This window comes from Lawsonibacter sp. LCP25S3_E2 (genome assembly GCF_052117285.1).
Classification (GTDB): Bacteria; Bacillota; Clostridia; order Oscillospirales; family Oscillospiraceae; genus Lawsonibacter.
This window is the reverse complement of record NZ_JBQKJL010000012.1, coordinates 40,399-57,800: the sequence shown is the minus strand read 5'-3', so window position 1 is coordinate 57,800 and position 17,402 is coordinate 40,399. Positions and strand designations below refer to the sequence as shown.

The window sequence follows — 17,402 nt, the reverse complement described above, 5'->3', positions numbered from 1 at the left end:
GGCGGGAGGAGTTCCTCCCGCCGCTTAGTTTATATCCGGAGGTATCCGACATGACCCCCTTGTATGATGTGTTGAAGGACTATGCCCAAAAAGATCCCGCCCGCTTTCATATGCCCGGCCACAAAGGGGTGTTTCTGCCCATTCCCGAGCTTCGGAAGGCGGCAGCGCTGGATGTGACGGAGATCTCCTCCACCGGCAACCTCTATCAGCGGGGAGAGCCCTTTGATTCTGCCCAGCATCTGTGGGCCCAGCGCTTTGGCTTTGACTGCTGCCAGTTTTTGACTGGGGGCTCCACCATGGGCATTCATACGGCCCTCTCCCTGTGCTGCCGCCCCGGAGATGAGGTGCTTGTGGACCGGAATTGCCACCGGGCGGTGTTCAATGCCCTGGCCCTTTTGGACCTGGAGCCCGTCTACCTGGAACGGCCGTGGCTGGAGGAGGAGGGGATCATTGGCCACATTGAACCGGAATATGTGGAAAAAATTCTGCATCAGCATCCAAATATCAAAACAGTCTGTATAACCTCGCCAACCTATGCCGGTGTGTTATCGGACGTTTCCCAAATTGGGCGGATTGTCCATACACATGGTGGAAAACTTTTTGTGGATGGAGCCCACGGGGCCCATCTGCCCTTTTTGGGTGTGGAAGCCTTTCAGGGAGCGGACCTGGTGGTAGTCTCCGCCCATAAGACTTTGCCTGCCATGGGGCAGACGGCACTGCTGTTTGTCAATGGGATGGACCAGGATCTGGTCCGCCTCCATGCCAGCATCTATGGAACTTCCAGCCCCTCCTACGTGCTCATGGCCAGCTTGGATGCCGCCCGGCAATGGCTGGAGGACGGGGGAGCGGAGGCCTACCGGAAGGCCGCCCGGCGCGTGGCCGCTCTCCGAGAACAGTATCCCTGCCTCCGGGATGGTCTGGTGCTGGACCCCACCCGGCTGACCCTCTGTGTGAAGGATGGGCCCGCCTTTGCCCGGATGCTGGAGCAGCGCAATGTCTACCCGGAGATGGAGGACGGAGGCCATGTGGTGCTGATCTGCACCCCCCAGGACCTGGAGGGGAATTTTGACCGGCTGGCGGAGGTGCTGGAGGAGCTGCGGCCCTTCCTGGGCCCCTGTCCGCCCCTGCCCGCGCCCCATCTGCCCCAGAGAGCCCTGTCTGTGCGTCAGGCCCTCTTTGCCCAAAGTGAAGTGTTCCCGCTGGAGGCGTGTGAGGGAAGGGTGGCCGCCTGCCAGATCGCGCCCTATCCCCCAGGTGTGCCGGTGGTTTCCCCCGGAGAGGTCATTTCAAAAAAAGAACTGGCCTATTTTGCACAAATAGGATATAATGTAAAGTCAGAGGTAAGGGTTGTAACCTCATTGTAAAACGGCAGAGCAGCGAGGAATTTTATGGAATTGTCGCAACTGGCGGGCAACCGCAGAATCAAAGATCAGCTCTCCCTTCGGGAGGAGGGCCGGGGATTGTCCCATGCCTATATCATCTGCGGCCCGGTTGGGTCAGGCCGCCATACGCTGGCCCGGCTGGTGAGCCAGGCTATGCTCTGTGAAGCCCCGGCATCCCACCGCCCCTGTGGAAGCTGCGGCCCCTGCAAAAAGGTACTGCGGGGCATCCATCCCGATGTGACCGTGATTTCCGGGCCGGGAGAGGGAAAACCCATTACCGTGGATCAGGTGCGCACGCTGCGTACCGACGCCTATATCCGTCCCAATGAGGGAAAGCGAAAGGTCTATTGGCTGGAACAGGCCGACCAGATGAATCCTTCCGCCCAAAATGCCATGCTGAAGCTGCTGGAGGAGGGACCCGCCTATGCCTCCTTTTTGCTGCTGGCCAGCAATGCGGGAGGACTGCTTCAGACCATACGCTCCCGGTGTGAGCAGCTGGCCTTGGCGCCTGTGCCCCCAGGAGAGTGTTTGCTGTGGCTGAAAAGCCGCTATCCGCAAAAGCCGGAGACGGAGCTGAAAAAGGCCGCCGAGGACTGCCAGGGAATTTTGGGCCGGGCCGTGGAGCGTTTGGAGGAAAACGGCCCCGGACCGGAGCGGAAAAGCCAGGCGCAGGCGTTGGCCCAGGCGTTGGAGCATGGAGATGAGCTGGCGGTATTTCAAGCGTCCATGGCCCTGGACAAGGGGGGACGGGAGGAAGTGACCGCCCTGCTGGATGCGCTGGAGGCCGCCCTGGGGGAGAATATTGCCAGGGGCGGAGACCGGCGGCGGCTGCTGAAGGCGGCAGAACTGGTCAAACAGCTGAGGGGCGCCGCTCAGCTCAACGCAAATCCCGGCCAACTGGCGGGTTGGCTGTGTGCGGGAATGTTTCAAAACCCCTGACGGGGAGCCCCTTTGTTTCATAAAGGAGACGTTCGGATGATTGAAATTATCAGTGTCCGCTTCAAAAGCGGAGGAAAGCAATATTATTTTAATCCCAACGGGATTTCGTTCCAGGAGGGGGACGGGGTCATCGTAGAGACCACCCGTGGCCAGGAGTATGCCCAGTGTGTCCAGGGAAACACCATGATCGACGAGATCGAGCTTACCGCTCCTCTGCGCCCGGTGGTCCGCCTGGCCACACCGGAGGACGCCGACATGGTGGAAAAAAACAAGGAAAAGGAGAAAAAAGCCTTTTCCATCTGCCAGGAGAAGATTGCTGAGCATGGCCTTGATATGAAGCTGGTCAGCGCGGAATATAGCTTTGACGGCAGCAAGGTTCTGTTTTTCTTCACCTCCGAGGGGAGAGTGGACTTCCGTGCCCTGGTGAAGGACCTGGCCAGCGCCATCCATGCCCGCATTGAGCTGCGTCAGATCGGTGTGCGGGATGAGGCAAAGATGCTGGGCGGTCTGGGCATCTGCGGACGGCCCTTCTGCTGTTCTCAGTTTTTGGATGATTTTCAGCCTGTGTCCATTAAGATGGCCAAAACGCAGAACCTGTCCCTCAACCCCACAAAGATCTCCGGCACCTGCGGGCGGCTTATGTGCTGCTTAAAGTATGAGCAGGACGCCTATGAGGATCTGGTGAAAACTACTCCCAAGCAGGAGTCCTTTGTGGAGACCCCTGACGGCGCGGGTACGGTGTGCAGCGTCAATTTGCTGCGCCAGACGGTGCAAGTGCGGCTGGATTCCGCCCCTGAGTCCCCCAAGTGTTACCACAACTGCGAGCTGTGCGTCATTCGCAACGGAAAAGGAAAACGGCCGGAGGGCTATGTGGAGCCCCCCCTGTCTGAGCTGGCAAAGCTGCGCCGGGAGCCGGAGGAGAGAACCGTCCTCAATGAGGAGGAGCGCCTGTCTGCAGCTTTGGAGGCCGCCTTCCCCAGCCGGGAGGAGCCCCAGCAGAAGCAGGAAGTGGAAAACAAGGAGGAAGCGCCCCGCCGGCGCAATCGAAGCCGCCACCGCAAGCCCAAAACAGAGCTGGGAGAAGGGGCGCCTGTACAGGAACCGGCCCCGGCAAAGCAGCCTCAGCCCAAGCATCAGGAACCGGGCGGAGAGGCAAAAGAGGGGGAGCGCAAGCCCAACCGGCGCCGCCGCCGTCACCGTTCCAAGGGCAGCGGCGGGAAGGCCCCTGAGACCAAGAGTGAATAAAACCGTGGGCCCCGGCGGGGGAGAGAATGCGCCGGGGCCCACATCATTTAGGGGAGAGTGATATCCATGGCTGGCTTTTTCAACGCGGTGTCTGCCTGCCTGGTGCTGCTGCTGATTATGTCCCTGGGGTATTTTATGGGACAGCTGGGCTGGATGACGGCTCAGGAGAAAGGGTTTGTAAGCAAATATATTGTCAACATCGCGGTGCCCTGCAACTGCATTGTAGGACTGCTCAATAACCTGGACCGGGACAGCCTGGCCCATGCGGGCTGGATGCTGGTGGCGGGGCTGCTGGGTGTTGGTATGACACTGCTGATTTCCATGGGAGCGGCTACCCTGCTCCGTCTGCCCCGAGAGCGGTGGGGTGTGTTTGTGGCTATGGCGGGCCTGTCCAATACTCTGTTTATCGGTATACCCGTGTGCACCCAGCTCTTCGGAGAGGCCTGTATGCCCTATTTGATGGTCTATTACTTATCCAATACTACCTTTCTCCAGTCGGTGGGGATTCTGCTTGTGGAGCGCTCCGGGACGGTTTCCACGGAAAAGGCCACTGTGTTTGGATTTTTAAAGGATATTTTTACAAAGCCTCCCATTCTGAGTGTGATCTTTTCCATCTGCCTGCTGGTGCTGAACCTGCGCCTGCCCGATCCCCTGATGCGCTTTGCGGGCTATGTGAGCGATTCCGTGACCCCCCTGGCCCTCATTTACTGCGGATTTATTGTCTATGAGGTGGGATTGAAAAACCTGCGCCTGCTGCCCGGCCATGCTCTGATGCTGGTGCTGCGGCTGGTAGCGGCGCCCATGGTCTGCCTGGGCTTTTGTACCCTTTTTGGGGTGACGGGTCTTGCACGGAGCGTATTCGTGGTAGAGAGCGCCCTGCCGGTGGTCAGCCAGATCACTGTCATGGCCGGAGCCTATGGCGCCGACGAGAAATATGCCGCTACCGGGTCCTGCTTGTCCATTTTCTGCAGCTTTATCACCATTCCCATCCTGATGTTGATCTTAGGATAAAAAAATCCCGCCGGGTAAAGAGCGGGGGGCATAAGAAAGTAATATTGCTTTTTGCAGGAACGGCATGGCTTCGGTCATGCCGTTTCCTGTTTCATCAGTTCCTCCACGGGGATAAAGCCCACAAGGTCATAGGAGATTCGGATACCCTGTCTGCGCTTCCCACTGCTCTTGTCAGGCGCTTCGATGTAGATTCCTTTGACAAGCTCCCGCAAGGCGTAAGGGGTCATTTCCTGCAAATCCTCGTATTTGTGTACCCGCTGGATGAACTGCTCCAAATTTTCAATCTGTCGTTCCTGTACTTCGATTTCCTGCTGCAAGGTCTGGATTTCCACTTTAAGCTGCGCCTGCTCGTCCTCATAGGTCTTGCTCATCAGTGCAAACCGTTCATCAGAAAGTTTCCCGGCCACATTATCCTCATAGATACGGATAAACAGCCGGTCAAGTTCCCCAAGACGGCGTTCTGCCTGCGCCAGACGCTTCTTGTATCCCCGGACAGCTTCTTCACTGGACAGCCGGAGTCTATGCTCCATAACTGTCCGAAAATGGGATTCATGCCGGGTTACATAGGAGATTACTGTTTTCATGTGCATCCAGACCAATTCTTCCAGTACAACTGCCCGGATGAAATGGGCCGAACAGGTTCCTGTGTTGCTGCGGTAGCTGGCGCATACAAAATGGTCTTGCCGCTTCTCAAAGTAGTTGGTGGTGCAGTAGCGCATCTTTGCCCCGCAGTCAGCACAGTAAACCATGCCGGAGAACAGGCTACTCTTTCCGGTTTTTGTCCTTCGGTGGCGCTGCTTGCGGATCTCCTGCACCTTGTCAAAGACTTCCTGCTCAATGATAGCCGGATGGGTGTTGTAGAATACCGCCTGCTTCTCAATGGGTGTTTCCCGCTGCTTCTTGTCCCAGATGGAGTTGGTGTAGGTCTTGAAATTAACCGTACAGCCGGTGTATTCCCGCCGTTCCAGAATATGAACAACGGTATTGGGGTTCCAGTGGTACGGATCAGCGGTTTCAGGACTTGGGGTGTTAATGCCCTCTCTCCGCTTATAGGCGGTAGGGTTGAGCACCTGTTCCGCCTGCAAGAGTTTGGCAATCTGCATCGGCCCCCGGCCTTCCATACACAGCTTAAAGATACGCTTGACCACAAGAGCGGCTGCCTCGTCCACGACCCACTTTGTCCGATCCTCCGGGTCTTTGCGGTAGCCAAAGGGGACATTGGTCGTCAGCGGGATGCCCTGCTCGCCCTTGGCCTTCTGTACCGCACGGATTTTGCGGCTGGTGTCCTTGGCAAAAAACTCATTGAACCAGTTTTTGATCCCCGCAACATCGTTGTCGGTGCTGTTGGGGTCAATGGTGTCGAAGTGGTCGTTGATGGCGATATAGCGCACACCATACTTGGGAAAAGTGAAGTTGATATACAAGCCTGTCAGGGAAGAATTTCGACCCAGCCGGGACAGGTCTTTCGACAGCACAACAGCCACTTTCCCCGCCTCAATTTCTGACAGCATCTGTTGAAATCCGGGACGGTCATAGTTTGTGCCGCTGTATCCGTCATCCACAAAAAATGTTGGATTCGGGAAGCGGTGCTCTTTTGCGTATCGGAGCAGGATGTCCTTTTGGTTGGTGATGGAATTACTGTCGCCCTCGTTGGCATCCTCTTGGGAGAGGCGGCAATAGAGAGCCGTAATTTTTTCAGTTGCCCGTAACATTTCTGTATCCTCCTTCAAAGGGGCAACTGTCAGTACAGGATTGGTTGCTTCTATTGTACCAAGATTCCCGGTATTTGTCATTCATCATCCTCCGTATTTTCTGTAAACTTTTCTGTCAGAATGCGCTCCATTTTTCTATCCAGCGTTTCTGTCCCGTCATAGCTGCCCGTGATGGTGTAAATGGTGCCGCCGATCTCACGCTGTAAAGTAAACTCCGGCAGCCAGAAAGCAGATGGATTTTTCACACGGATATGTCCAGTCTCGTCAAACCAGAAATTGTGTTTGGGGCGGTCAGGCGACAGCGGTTCGAGTTTAAAATAGGGATTGGAGAAAACATATTCCGTTGGCTCGTCGTGGTCAGAATTTTCCCATTGACTGATTTCTTCCCAAAGTTCCAAATCATCTGCATCAAACACCGAAAGCAAATCATCAAGTAACTGTGGGTCAAGAGCATATTTTTCTTCCAGCTGCCTGATGACATCATCCACATCAATGCGGACGGAATCGCCGCTGCGTTGTGCGGCTGCAAATTCCGCATCATTCATATTTGCCCACCGCTGCAATTCAGCCCGTGAAGTATCATCAAGCAATATGATTGAACTTACAGGTTTACCATTGGGCAGCGTATCTCCAAGAAGTATTTTTGCAAGTTTCCTTATGAGGTTGCTATCCTCTTTCCAGTTGAGTTCCATTTTTGAAATCCTCCTTAATGGTCGATCTGGTGCTGTTTCCTGCGGCTCTGTTCGGGATTTTCCTGCGCACGAACAACCTGTTCTACCTTGTATTTGATCTGCCAGAGTTTTTTCACCTCCGCATAAATGGGCGAAAGTTCCGCTTGCCCCGTCTTGTATTCCTGTTCCAGACGGTCATGCTCCTTGCGCCATGCAGTGACCGGCAATTTCCCATCCTTAAAATGCGGCTTTAATTTGCGCTCTGCCATGTGATACAGGCGGAGTGCATTTTCATTTTCAGACATGAATTGCTCACGCCTACCTTTCCACTTGATGGCTGCCAGTTTGTCAGCAACAGGTTTTCCGTCAGCGTAAAACTGTACCATGCGGAGAAGCTCATCTAACTCCTTCCTGCGGTCAGATTTGCCAGACAAGGTACTTTTCAAAGTGTCAATGCGGTCACTCAACGCAGATACACGCTCCTGCAACTGTTCCGGCGTTGTCAAATTGTTCTGCATGAGATAATTACAAATCTCATTGAATTCTTTGAGATTTCCGATTTTCGCTTTCCGGCTCCATGCCCCTGTGCTACGGTTGGTGTAATACTCGCTGAGCAGCTGCGCCAGATTGGGGGCTTGCGATTTGTTCAATTCCTCATGCGCTTCTTTCAGCCAGTCAAGCAGCGCCGTAATTTTCTTTTTCAGTTTGCCGATCAACGCATTGGTCGCCTTGACCCAGCGGTTGAAATCGCCCTTATCAGTACGAATACCTCTGGCCTCCATCTGGCGGATCGCCGGTCCCTCATGGACAGTAGGCAGCTGCTCCACGCCCTGACGCTCGTAGCTGCGGTGGTCGATGCGGCAATTCAGCCCTTTTTCGGCAAATCGAGCATTGCACATTGCCGCCCACTGTTCCCGCCAATGTTCCAGCGTTTCCGGTTTACCCCAGTCCGTGGTGGGGACAGCGTTGAACACATAATTTCCTGCTTCATCCCGGATGCGCTCCCCGTTTTCATCCAAGAGATATTCCCGCCGCTGTTTGCTGCCCCATTTCCCATCCGTCAACAGGGGACGGATAGGACACATGACATGAAAATGCGGGTTGGTAATGCCGCCATCTCCCTTGTCGGGGGCGTGAACGGAGAAATCCACCACCATACCCCGGCTCACAAACTGCTCCAATAAAAATTGCCTTGCAAGGCCGATGTTCTCCTGCATGGAAAACTTGTTCTGCAAGGCAATGTCAAAACTGTATGCAAGCTGGGCTTTCTTGCCCCGTTCTGCCTTTTCCACCTCGTTCCACAGGGTCTGCCGGTCTGCGAAGGAAGGTGGAGCGTGGGGCGGCAGCAGGATTTCAGAACAGAGGACACCGCCTTTCTGAGTGTAGTCGCTGTCCTCTCCGTAATACTCGCTGTGCAGCTTTTCCCCGGATCGGTAAGCAGCGGACGCAACAGCGGATTGCCCTGCACTGCGTTTTATCTGGGTAACATGGAAGTGAAATAGTGCGATACTTATCCCTTTCCTTTCTGGCTTTCTTGATTGTGTGTATTGACTGCCTCCATCAACAAAGCCCTGACTTCCGGCAAGGTAAAAACCTTTTCCGTAAAAGCGTAGAACTCCGTTTCGCTCAAAGCCTTTACCAGCGGTGCAATGCTCTCCACGGCAGCCCCTCTGGTAATGAGGCGGTGCGCCCGTTTCTTCCTGTCTCCCTTCTCATAATAGGATTTTCGGTTTTCCAGCCGCTGGAGCCTGCTGCGCTCCTGCGCCAACTTCTTTTCTGCGTCTGCGATCTCCTGTTTCAGTTTTTCGGTTGTTGGCATCGTAGATTCCTCCTTTATTTGCAGATAAAAAATACCGCCTGTCTTTCGGACAAGCGGTAAAATTTGCGTGTTGAGTTTTAGGCTTTGGATGGGAAACTGTCTGTGCAAACAGATTGTTTCCCATCCAAAGCGGGTAGGGATAGCCGCATAAGCGGCGCAAGGGGTGCAGCCCCTTGTACGGAACGCAGTGACGCAAAACAGCCCGGACTTCCATCGTCCGGGCTGTTTGCCTCGCAGAGCGCACACATACAGGGTTTACCCTGTATAGAAGTGCGCCCTTAGTCCCTAAGGGCTTTTCGAGATTCCTAATAATCATTGCTTTTTCGAATTTCATCGCATAATCGGGATAGTCGTTCTTCGGCTGTACGCTTTTTCAATTCACATTCCCAGACTACAATCACCTTCCAACTGTCAGCCTCCAGTTTTTGTTGATTTTCTGCATCCCGCTGGATGTTTCGTTCAATTTTGGGCTTCCAGTATTCTTGATTGGAACGAGGAAGTCTGGAGCGGGAGCAACCATGCATATGCCAGAAGCATCCGTTGACAAAAATGATAGTGTGGTATTTTGGCAGGACAATATCGGGCTTTCCCGGATAGCGTTTGTCATTTTTGCGGTAACGGAAACCGTGGCTGAATAGATATTTCCTTACGATTTCCTCCGGCTTGGTGTTGGTGCTGCGGATTCGAGACATATTTTCGCTGCGTTCAGCGGGAGTTTTGGTATCAGCCATTGGAAATCACCTCCATCTATACTCAGATGGTTTCCCCAGTGTAGTATGCACAGTCACCAGGCAATTTGATATTAGGAATCCAAAGTTGTGTTCCGTCCCACCCCTTGGCCTTATTGCCTGTAATTTTGTACATGGTAAGTACCAGATCATCGGGATAGGTATCGCCCAGATTGCGGTCGGTGGGAGAAAGCAAAGTGCCGGTTCCCTTACCAATATCTCTATTTCTGCGGACGATCAGCTTTCCTTGAGCTGTCGGGTCGGTAGCCAACAGCGTGTTGACAAAACCAATAAAGGCTTTTGCATTCCAATCGTCTGCTGTTTCAGAATCAAGCTGCTCCATAACCTTTTTAATTAGTTTCAAACTAACAGTATACAAGTCATCCCCAAACGACTGAAGCAACATATCAATGGATGCAACATCCTTATTCACAGGATAAAACGGGAAATAGTTGACTCCACCTGAATAGATTCCAACAGCTTTTTTGTCCAGCACATTTTTTCTGGTGGGCTTCAGGCCAGTAGGATAGAAAATCTTAATGTCACATCCGTTGCTGGAGTTTTCAATCTGCTTGATGATACTGTTGTTAGTTCTGTTAATATCAGAGAACAACTTGAACAGTTTCGGTGGCATGAATACACGGAGCAGGCAGGGATCACGGTCATAGCCAAACATTCTTGCATGTTGCCACATAGTATCAGCTTGCGGACTTTTTGCAACACGGCAATAGTAAATTGTTTGGAGCTGCGGGAAAGTCACTCCACGGCCTAAACTGTTGCCTCCAACAATAACATTGATGCCTTTTTCATACTGCGTATTTTCATCATAAGATACGATAGAGTTCAGCATTAGAATACCGATTTTATCCTCCTGAAGCTGCTCTGCTATAAAGCCATAAATCTGCTCAAACGGCAGAATGTCCGTTTTTGTTTCTCTCAATGACTCATAGGCGCGTTCAAATGCCTCTCTCGTTTCCGCCTCGTTATGGGAATGAGAAATTTCATTCAAATAGTTCCCGATTTTATTTGCAAAACAGGAATGCTGGCTGGTTTTCATGCTCGGATGAATTAGAAAATTACAGACCGTTCCACCGTTCAGCATAATATGACCGGAGGAAATCAAATGCATGATCAACGCAGTTTTTAGTCCATTTTCTGGAAATTCATCGTCATTCAAAAGTTCTTCGGCTTCATCATTGTCTGTAAGAATAACCTGTTTCGGTGGTTCCGGTGGAAAAAAGAAATCCCCTCCCATATAACCCTTGCCCGGCCTAAAATAATAGATAAAATAGGGTTTCCAACCGCTTTTGGCTGTTTGCAGAAGAATAGACTGCGGTGTACCGGTTACTTGCATATAAATACTACTGGAAGTTGTTTTCTTGATGGCTTCCAAATTTTTATTGATGGTACTTTGCTTATTTCTATTCACCTGAGTGTTCAGACTGGCAGCATCGGCCTCATCATCTACAATAAACAGCGGATTACCGGCGCAGAAATTGGTTGAAGAGAAATTGTTTTTCCACTGCTTCAGCACAGAAGTATTCTTTTTCAAAACAATTACTGCGGGTTTGTGCAGATTGTTCTGAACAAATTTTAGGTAATCATTTTCATCGCAAACGCAGAAATCACAAAGATCCCGTTGCGCTCTTTGATAGGTCTGCTGTTGTAGCAGAATATTGTCTGTTGTCAGCAGAACAAAATTCATAAAACTTTCATCAGCAGCAGCACACATAAGTCCAAACATATGGCTCGTTTTACCGCTTTGAACATCACCCACTAACAGGCTTACAACATGATCAGTAAAAGAAAAATTGGAAATGTACTGCGGAACTATATCCTCAACTGTTTTATGGATTGCATCTGCAAGAGCAGGGTTTCCTTTGCCGCGGATTCTATCTAAATAAGATTGCAAGTAACTCATTGTCCCACCCCAAAATCAAGAAACCAGATTCCCGGTATGGTTGTCTTTGTAAGTGCAAATGAATTGCGCCCATAACGCCTCAGCGTATCTGCGGTAACCGGATTACCGACGGCCAGTACACCTGCGTTTTCCAAGCGCCCTTTCAGCCATTTCCCAAGAATTTTCAAATCGCCTTCTGAACGGAAATTTTTGCTGTAATCACCGCTGACCTTACACTTAAATGACCATCCATCATCGGTAATAACTGTGAAAACTGCATTATCGGTTTGGCTTTGCGGATATCCAGGCTGACTTGTCACATTTTTGGGTACAATCAGCTCAACTTCGTACCAATGTCGTGGTTTGACAAGACCGTTTTTGGATTCTCTGCCTTTTCCAAAAAATGCATTCAAGTTGCTTTGCGGAGACACTTCATATGGTTTAATGGGTATTTCAAAAGAAATGTCTGTTTTCGCATTTATTGCTTTTGCAAGATTCTGAGGAGCCACTTTTTCAACAAATTCGTGTCCATCCAGCAGTGCATTTTCATTATTGAATGTGTCAATTTCCAACTCGGCAATGTTTCTTGTAGAGGTTTGCATAAGCTGACGGATGAACGCGTTTATCTGTTTAGCAGATACCTCATCGTTCAATAAAACAGAACTCTCATACATACGAACGCCGCCATCTACAATGCTGCTTAGGTTGTTCGATCCTACAATTCCTGCAAACGGACCAGTAGCATTGCTATAAGAATACAGTTTTCCGTGATAGCGGAAAGCATTGACAAGCCGGACGCCACCCATCTGATTACCCGCCAAGAAATCATTTAGGTGCATTGCCGCATCGTACTGTACTTTGGTAAAATGGTCAAAATAATGCATCCCGATAATGAGGTTCAATGTGCGAATATTGCTGTTCAATTCGATAGTTTTTTGCAACTCAATCAATGAATCGGCAGACACATAACCTACGGCAATATCTAATTTTGAAGTTTTCGGGAGCAGGCTGTAGAACGCCTCCGCGAATGTTTTGTTTCCAGTCTTCATCGGAGGATAGTTGGAAAACAAAAAATCCATACTCTGTCCCCCTTAGTTCATTTGTAATGTTACATACTCAAGTCTTTGCTTAACCGTCATGGCTTTCATCTTCTCGTATTCCGGCAGCAAATCGACAGGGGTATATTTCCCTGTAAACAAGGGGAGTAAGCGCTTAGCAACAGCCCGCACACCCACAGGAGGAACAGCGTTGCCGATTTGTCTGCGTACTTCCGTGACGCTGCCTTCAAAAATAAAATCGTCAGGGAAAGACTGCAGCCGTGCACGCTCTCTGTTAGTCAGAGGACGAGGTTCAGGATAGTGATATCCCCATGTCCCGCCGCCACCAGCAGCAATAATTGTCTTAGCTGGCTCATCTCTCTTGATTCTGCGGTAAACATGGCTAATCATGCCCTTAACATACAGTGGATTATCCTTTGGAATATCCGTGAAGTTGCCGCCCTCGGGAATTAGTTCAAGAACCTTCCGTGTCTTTTCCTTGATGTTGATATGCTCGTTATTAGTAGGAACCTTTTCAACACCCTCCAGCGCTTCGCCTGCTGTCACATAAGGAAGTGTACCGTTCGGGCCATGAGAAGGCTTGGGATGAACAAAGTCAAATCCCGTATCAATTCTGACACCGACAAAGAGGACACGCTCTCTGAACTGTGGCACGCCGTATTCCGCAAAGTTATACAGATGGGGCTTTACCACATAGCCGGGAGCGATGCTTTCGAAGTCTTTGATAATGGTGTCAATGGCCCTCCCGTTATTGGCCGTAATTAGCCCCTTAACATTCTCAGCAACAAACGCTTTCGGTTTCTTTGCATCAACAAATTCTGCAAAATGTCTGAACAGACCGCCACGGGTGCCGTTCAGACCGGGCTGTTTCCAGATAATAGAGAAGTCCTGACACGGAAAACCACCCAGAACAATGTCACATTCTGGGATAGTGGTGTCGGTGTAAGGATCTATCTTGGTAATATCCTTATAGTGAATAACATCGCCGAAATTGGCGGCAAAGGATTTGCACGCCCATTCTGCAAAATCGTTAGCCCATATTGTTTCATATCCTTCCATGTGAAAGCCATAGTCAAGGCCTCCACAGCCGGAAAAGATAGAAACAATTCTCGGCTTTCTTAAAGTCTCATTGGTATTTCCCACTTTTAGTACCCTCCATTAGAATCCTTTACATGAAGGTGTACTTTTTTGTAGGAGATTTAGATAACTTGTAGTTGTTTGCCTAATAGCGAAAAAGGAATTTTACTGATAGACTTTTTCTGTTAAAAGAGGTATAATAAAAATATTATGGAAAGGTGTATCTATTTACAGGAAAGTACACATTCCTGTAAAAACACCCCCTTTACAACAACTTGGCTTTTTCGTAAATCTCTGCCCGGTAACGGAAGGTAGCAAGGGGCATCCCACATTCCTTTGCTGCTGCCGTCCCGGTGATTTCTCCCATTTTCCAACGCTGGTAAACGGAGTGGAAATTCTCGGGCAACGGTTTGGGCGGCCGCCCAAACCGAATGCCCTTGGCCTTGGCCGCAGCAATACCCTCAGCCTGCCGCTGCCGGATGTTGGTGCGCTCGTTCTCTGCCACAAAGGACAGCACTTGCAGCACAATGTCGCTGAGGAAGGTTCCCAGCAAATCCTTGCCTCTCCGTGTATCCAAAAGCGGCATATCCAGCACCACAATGTCAATGCCTTTTTCCTTTGTGAGAAAGCGCCATTGCTCCAATATTTCGGCGTAATTGCGTCCCAGACGGTCAATGCTCTTGATATAGAGCAGATCGTCTTTTTTCATTTTTCGCAGCAGTTTCTTGTACTGCGGACGCTTGAAATCCTTGCCGGATTGTTTGTCGATATAAACATTTCTCTCAGGTACGCCCACTTCCCGGAGGGCAATGACCTGGCGATCTTCATTTTGCTCTCTGGTGGAAACACGGATGTACCCATAAATTTTCTGCTCGATCTTATTTCCTCCGTTTCTGCCACACAATGTCGTACCCCAGCACATCCGCCAACTCCACCGCCTCGCCATAGCGTAAAGAACCACGCTTTAATTTCCCGGACAGGTTGGGGACGCTGCTGCTCCATCCGTATTCGTCAGCCAAAACCTCCACTACCTCGCTCATGGTCATGCCAGCCCTGACAATGTAGGCTTTGATCTCGTTCCTGTAATTCTCGTGATTGCTCATAGAAAAGTCCTCCTGTTTTGTTGGCTCTGCGGCGAACAGAATCTATTCCGTGATAAACTCCATTTGCTGCAAAGCTTTGTTTTGCTAAAACTCAATTTCAAACTGGAATTTTTGCTTGTGATGCCCTGTTCACAGCCCCCGCTTTTCCGTTTTGCTGGTTTGTGCGAAATCAAGTAAAACAGCGAATATCCACACAGAACGCTGTACTGTGTACGCTGTGCGGTGCAACGCTTTTTGGTGTGGGTAGCAATACTAAAATTGCAGTTTGTTCGCTGATTTCACATGGATTGATTTTTGCCTGCGTTTTTAAGCGCCGTTTTTCCCGAATGCCGTTCCTGCCCGGGAATCTCACCCCAGCGTTTTGTTCTCTTTGGTACGCTCATGTCGTGGCGATACTTCGCCGGAGAACATATCCCATTCGGACGGTCATGTACTTTTCAAGCTACGGAGTCTTGCGACAAGTACATTTTAGCGAAAAAACATGACCATTCCCGTATATCCAAAAGGATGGAAAAGGCTCTGAAAAAGCAGCAATTTCCACGCTTATGGACAAGCTGTGTTATAATAAAAGAAATAGAGCGGTGGGGAGGCTTGGCATGAATACGACCTTAACTATTCAAGAAAAATTGAAGGATTTGCGGGTGGAGCACGGACTTACCTTGGAACAGCTGGCCGACCAGACCGGGCTTTCCAAATCTGCGCTCGGCAAATACGAGAATGATGATTATAAGGACATAAGCCCTTTTGCCATCGTCACACTGGCAAAGTTTTATCATGTGACTACGGATTATCTGTTAGGGGTGTCAGAACAAAAAAATCACTCAGACACAGAGCTGAGTGCCCTGCACCTGAGTGATGATGCGATTGATGTTCTGAAAGCCGGGAAATTCAACCCCCGGCTGCTGTCGGAAATTATCAGTCACCATGATTTTCAGAAAATGATGCTGGATGCGGAGATTTATGTGGATCGGATCGCTGATATGCGGATTAGCGATATGAACGCTGTACTGCAAGCCGTTCGTCAAATGGTACTGATGCAGCAGGGAGAAACGGAAAATGATCTGTATCTGCGGACACTGGAACTTGCACAAATACAAGAGGACGAGTATTTTTGCCATGTTATTTCTGACGATTTGAAACTGATCCTTCAGGATATTCGGGAAGCCCATCAAAATGATGCAACCACTGCGGACAGCCATTCTCCGGCGCTGGATGTGCAAAAGAGTTTGCAGGAAGCCACGAACTACAAAGGCAGCAATGCAGAAAAGCAGGCCCGCATTTTCCTCGCAACCTTTGGTATTGACTATGATGCGATCACGATGGAGCAGTTTGTAAATCTAATAGAGGTTTTGAAACTGTCCAAACACCTGAAACCCTCTATTAACCAACGAGGGAAAACCAATATGACCCACGGAAAAGGGAAAAGAAAACGCAAATAGGCAAAAAAATATGCTGGACACGGTTAAAATCAACCATGTCCAGCATATTTCATTTACCCAATCCCGTCTGACAGATGCCGTAAGTGTAATTTTGAGTGAATTACTTTCTTACGAGCACCCGTCTAAACGGCGGGATTTTTTTATGAGAGAAGGCCCAGGTCATATTTCCAGCCCAGCACCCGTGCCGCGGCTTGGTCGATCTGCTGCATGGTGAGTGTACCCTCCTGAAGTGCGGAGAGTACCTGTGGGATTTCAGAGGCAAAATCCGTCGTCACCAGCATATCATTTCCTGCCAGCAGGGCCAATACCGCCGCAGAAGTGCCGTATTCGGCCGCCGCAGCCATGGCAAGGTCATCGGTGAGGATGACCCCCGGAAAGCCCAGTTCCTCCCGCAGAAGCTGGTGGACGGCAGGGGAGAGGGAGGCGGGCAGGGTATCATCCACCGCCGCCATAATATTGTGGGAGACCAGCACGGCGGTGTGGCCTTTTTGCGCGGCCTGGAACCCTGCCTGGAAGGGGAGAAAATCTTCGGCCCGGAACTGATCCAAGGGCCGCTCGTCCAGGGCGGAGCCGGTGTGGGTGTCTTCATTGGGGCCATAGCCGGGGAAGTGCTTTAATACGCTGCCCATGCCGTCCGATTCCATCTGAGACACCACAGCGGAAATGTAATTTGCCGTCTCCTGAGCACCCCGGCCCAGGGTGCGGGGGTAAATAAAGTCCTCCGGATTGGTGGAAAGGTCGGCTACCGGGGCAAAGTTTACGTGGATGCCCAGGTCTTGCAGGAGGGCATCCTTTTCCGCTGTATCGGCCACAATGGCCTCCAGTCCTCCCTGGGCGTAAAGTTCCTGGGGAGAGGAAAAGCGCTGGGCGCGAAGATTTGGATTGGTGCTGACACGGGCCACGGTCCCACCCTCCTCATCCACACCCATGAGCATGGGGATGGAGGCGGCAGCCTGGTAGGAGGCGATAGTCTCCTGCACCTGCTCACGGGTCTTGTGTTTAAAATCCCGGCCAAAGAGAAGGTAGCCTCCCAGGTGATACTCCTGGGCCAGGGCGGCCCCATCGTTCAGAGGACAGCGGGCAAAGAAGAGCTGTCCCACCTTTTCTTCCACCGTCATGGTGGAGAGAAGAGCATCAATGACCTCCTGCCGGGGATCGGGCTGCGGTTCTTCAGGCGGCGGCGGACGCTTACTGCGTACCGGCAGAAGGGAGAAGGCAGATTGGGCCGGTTCATAGGGAAAAAAGCGCGCGGGCGCGGAGGAGCAGCCTGCAAGCAGGCCCAGAGCCAATAAAAAAACGAAAAGGCGCTTCATAGGCT

At 51.0% G+C, this 17,402-nt stretch carries 16 protein-coding genes; 5 read left to right on the top strand and 11 right to left on the bottom strand.

All coding sequences use genetic code 11. The features are described from left to right. The first annotated feature begins 50 nt into the window (after positions 1-50). From ACTQ3R_RS11250 to ACTQ3R_RS11235, 4 genes are all read left to right on the top strand, one after another. Positions 51-1,364, top strand: a complete 1,314-nt coding sequence (locus tag ACTQ3R_RS11250) for an aminotransferase class I/II-fold pyridoxal phosphate-dependent enzyme (RefSeq protein WP_441779327.1) — start codon at positions 51-53, stop codon at positions 1,362-1,364. A gap of 24 nt (positions 1,365-1,388) precedes the next feature. Continuing rightward, positions 1,389-2,321: a DNA polymerase III subunit delta gene (locus tag ACTQ3R_RS11245; RefSeq protein WP_441779328.1), complete on the top strand. Its 933-nt coding sequence runs from the start codon at positions 1,389-1,391 to the stop codon at positions 2,319-2,321. 36 nt (positions 2,322-2,357) lie between these two features. Next, complete coding sequence (locus ACTQ3R_RS11240; protein WP_441779329.1) at positions 2,358-3,566, top strand: PSP1 domain-containing protein; 1,209 nt, start codon at positions 2,358-2,360, stop codon at positions 3,564-3,566. A gap of 66 nt (positions 3,567-3,632) precedes the next feature. Further along, positions 3,633-4,577, top strand: coding sequence for an AEC family transporter (locus tag ACTQ3R_RS11235; protein WP_441779330.1), 945 nt, complete (start codon positions 3,633-3,635; stop codon positions 4,575-4,577). Between the two features lie 74 nt (positions 4,578-4,651). Here the strand turns inward: ACTQ3R_RS11235 and ACTQ3R_RS11230 are convergent, their stop codons facing one another. The 10 genes from ACTQ3R_RS11230 to ACTQ3R_RS11185 form a co-directional block, all read right to left on the bottom strand. Next, positions 4,652-6,289 carry a recombinase family protein gene (locus ACTQ3R_RS11230; protein WP_441779331.1) on the bottom strand — a complete coding sequence of 546 codons (1,638 nt, stop codon included), beginning with the start codon at positions 6,287-6,289 and terminating at the stop codon, positions 4,652-4,654. 77 nt (positions 6,290-6,366) lie between these two features. Continuing rightward, a complete protein-coding gene (locus tag ACTQ3R_RS11225) occupies positions 6,367-6,981 on the bottom strand; it encodes a hypothetical protein (protein ID WP_021919694.1) in 615 nt (204 codons plus the stop codon). Between the two features lie 14 nt (positions 6,982-6,995). After that, entirely contained in the window at positions 6,996-8,468 is a 1,473-nt protein-coding gene (mobQ, locus tag ACTQ3R_RS11220) for a MobQ family relaxase (RefSeq protein ID WP_441779367.1), read from the bottom strand. 2 nt (positions 8,469-8,470) lie between these two features. Continuing rightward, positions 8,471-8,779, bottom strand: coding sequence for a DUF3847 domain-containing protein (locus ACTQ3R_RS11215; RefSeq protein ID WP_021919696.1), 309 nt, complete (start codon positions 8,777-8,779; stop codon positions 8,471-8,473). Positions 8,780-9,084: 305 nt separating this feature from the next. Then, positions 9,085-9,510: a very short patch repair endonuclease gene (locus ACTQ3R_RS11210; protein WP_021919697.1), complete on the bottom strand. Its 426-nt coding sequence runs from the start codon at positions 9,508-9,510 to the stop codon at positions 9,085-9,087. Positions 9,511-9,532: 22 nt separating this feature from the next. Beyond that, on the bottom strand, positions 9,533-11,428 hold the full coding sequence (locus ACTQ3R_RS11205; RefSeq protein WP_021919698.1) for a Z1 domain-containing protein: 1,896 nt from the start codon (positions 11,426-11,428) through the stop codon (positions 9,533-9,535). Continuing rightward, complete coding sequence (locus ACTQ3R_RS11200) at positions 11,425-12,486, bottom strand: restriction endonuclease PLD domain-containing protein (protein WP_021919699.1); 1,062 nt, start codon at positions 12,484-12,486, stop codon at positions 11,425-11,427. Before ACTQ3R_RS11200 ends, ACTQ3R_RS11205 begins: the two co-directional genes overlap by 4 nt. 12 nt (positions 12,487-12,498) lie before the next feature. Beyond that, a complete protein-coding gene (locus ACTQ3R_RS11195) occupies positions 12,499-13,608 on the bottom strand; it encodes a DNA cytosine methyltransferase (RefSeq protein WP_021919700.1) in 1,110 nt (369 codons plus the stop codon). A gap of 199 nt (positions 13,609-13,807) precedes the next feature. Next, the gene (locus tag ACTQ3R_RS11190; protein WP_441779368.1) at positions 13,808-14,419 is read right to left on the bottom strand and encodes a recombinase family protein; all 612 of its coding nucleotides are present in this window, start codon (positions 14,417-14,419) and stop codon (positions 13,808-13,810) included. A gap of 1 nt (position 14,420) precedes the next feature. Beyond that, positions 14,421-14,645 (bottom strand): phosphoribosylglycinamide formyltransferase, encoded by a 225-nt coding sequence (locus ACTQ3R_RS11185; RefSeq protein WP_101691721.1) that lies wholly within the window; start codon positions 14,643-14,645, stop codon positions 14,421-14,423. 596 nt (positions 14,646-15,241) lie between these two features. Here ACTQ3R_RS11185 and ACTQ3R_RS11180 point away from each other — a divergent pair. Then, positions 15,242-16,084 (top strand): helix-turn-helix domain-containing protein, encoded by an 843-nt coding sequence (locus ACTQ3R_RS11180; RefSeq protein WP_441779332.1) that lies wholly within the window; start codon positions 15,242-15,244, stop codon positions 16,082-16,084. 140 nt (positions 16,085-16,224) lie between these two features. On the opposite strand, the gene ACTQ3R_RS11175 is transcribed toward ACTQ3R_RS11180, so the two are convergent. Next, a complete protein-coding gene (locus ACTQ3R_RS11175) occupies positions 16,225-17,397 on the bottom strand; it encodes a glycoside hydrolase family 3 N-terminal domain-containing protein (protein ID WP_441779333.1) in 1,173 nt (390 codons plus the stop codon). Between the last annotated feature and the right edge of the window lie 5 nt (positions 17,398-17,402).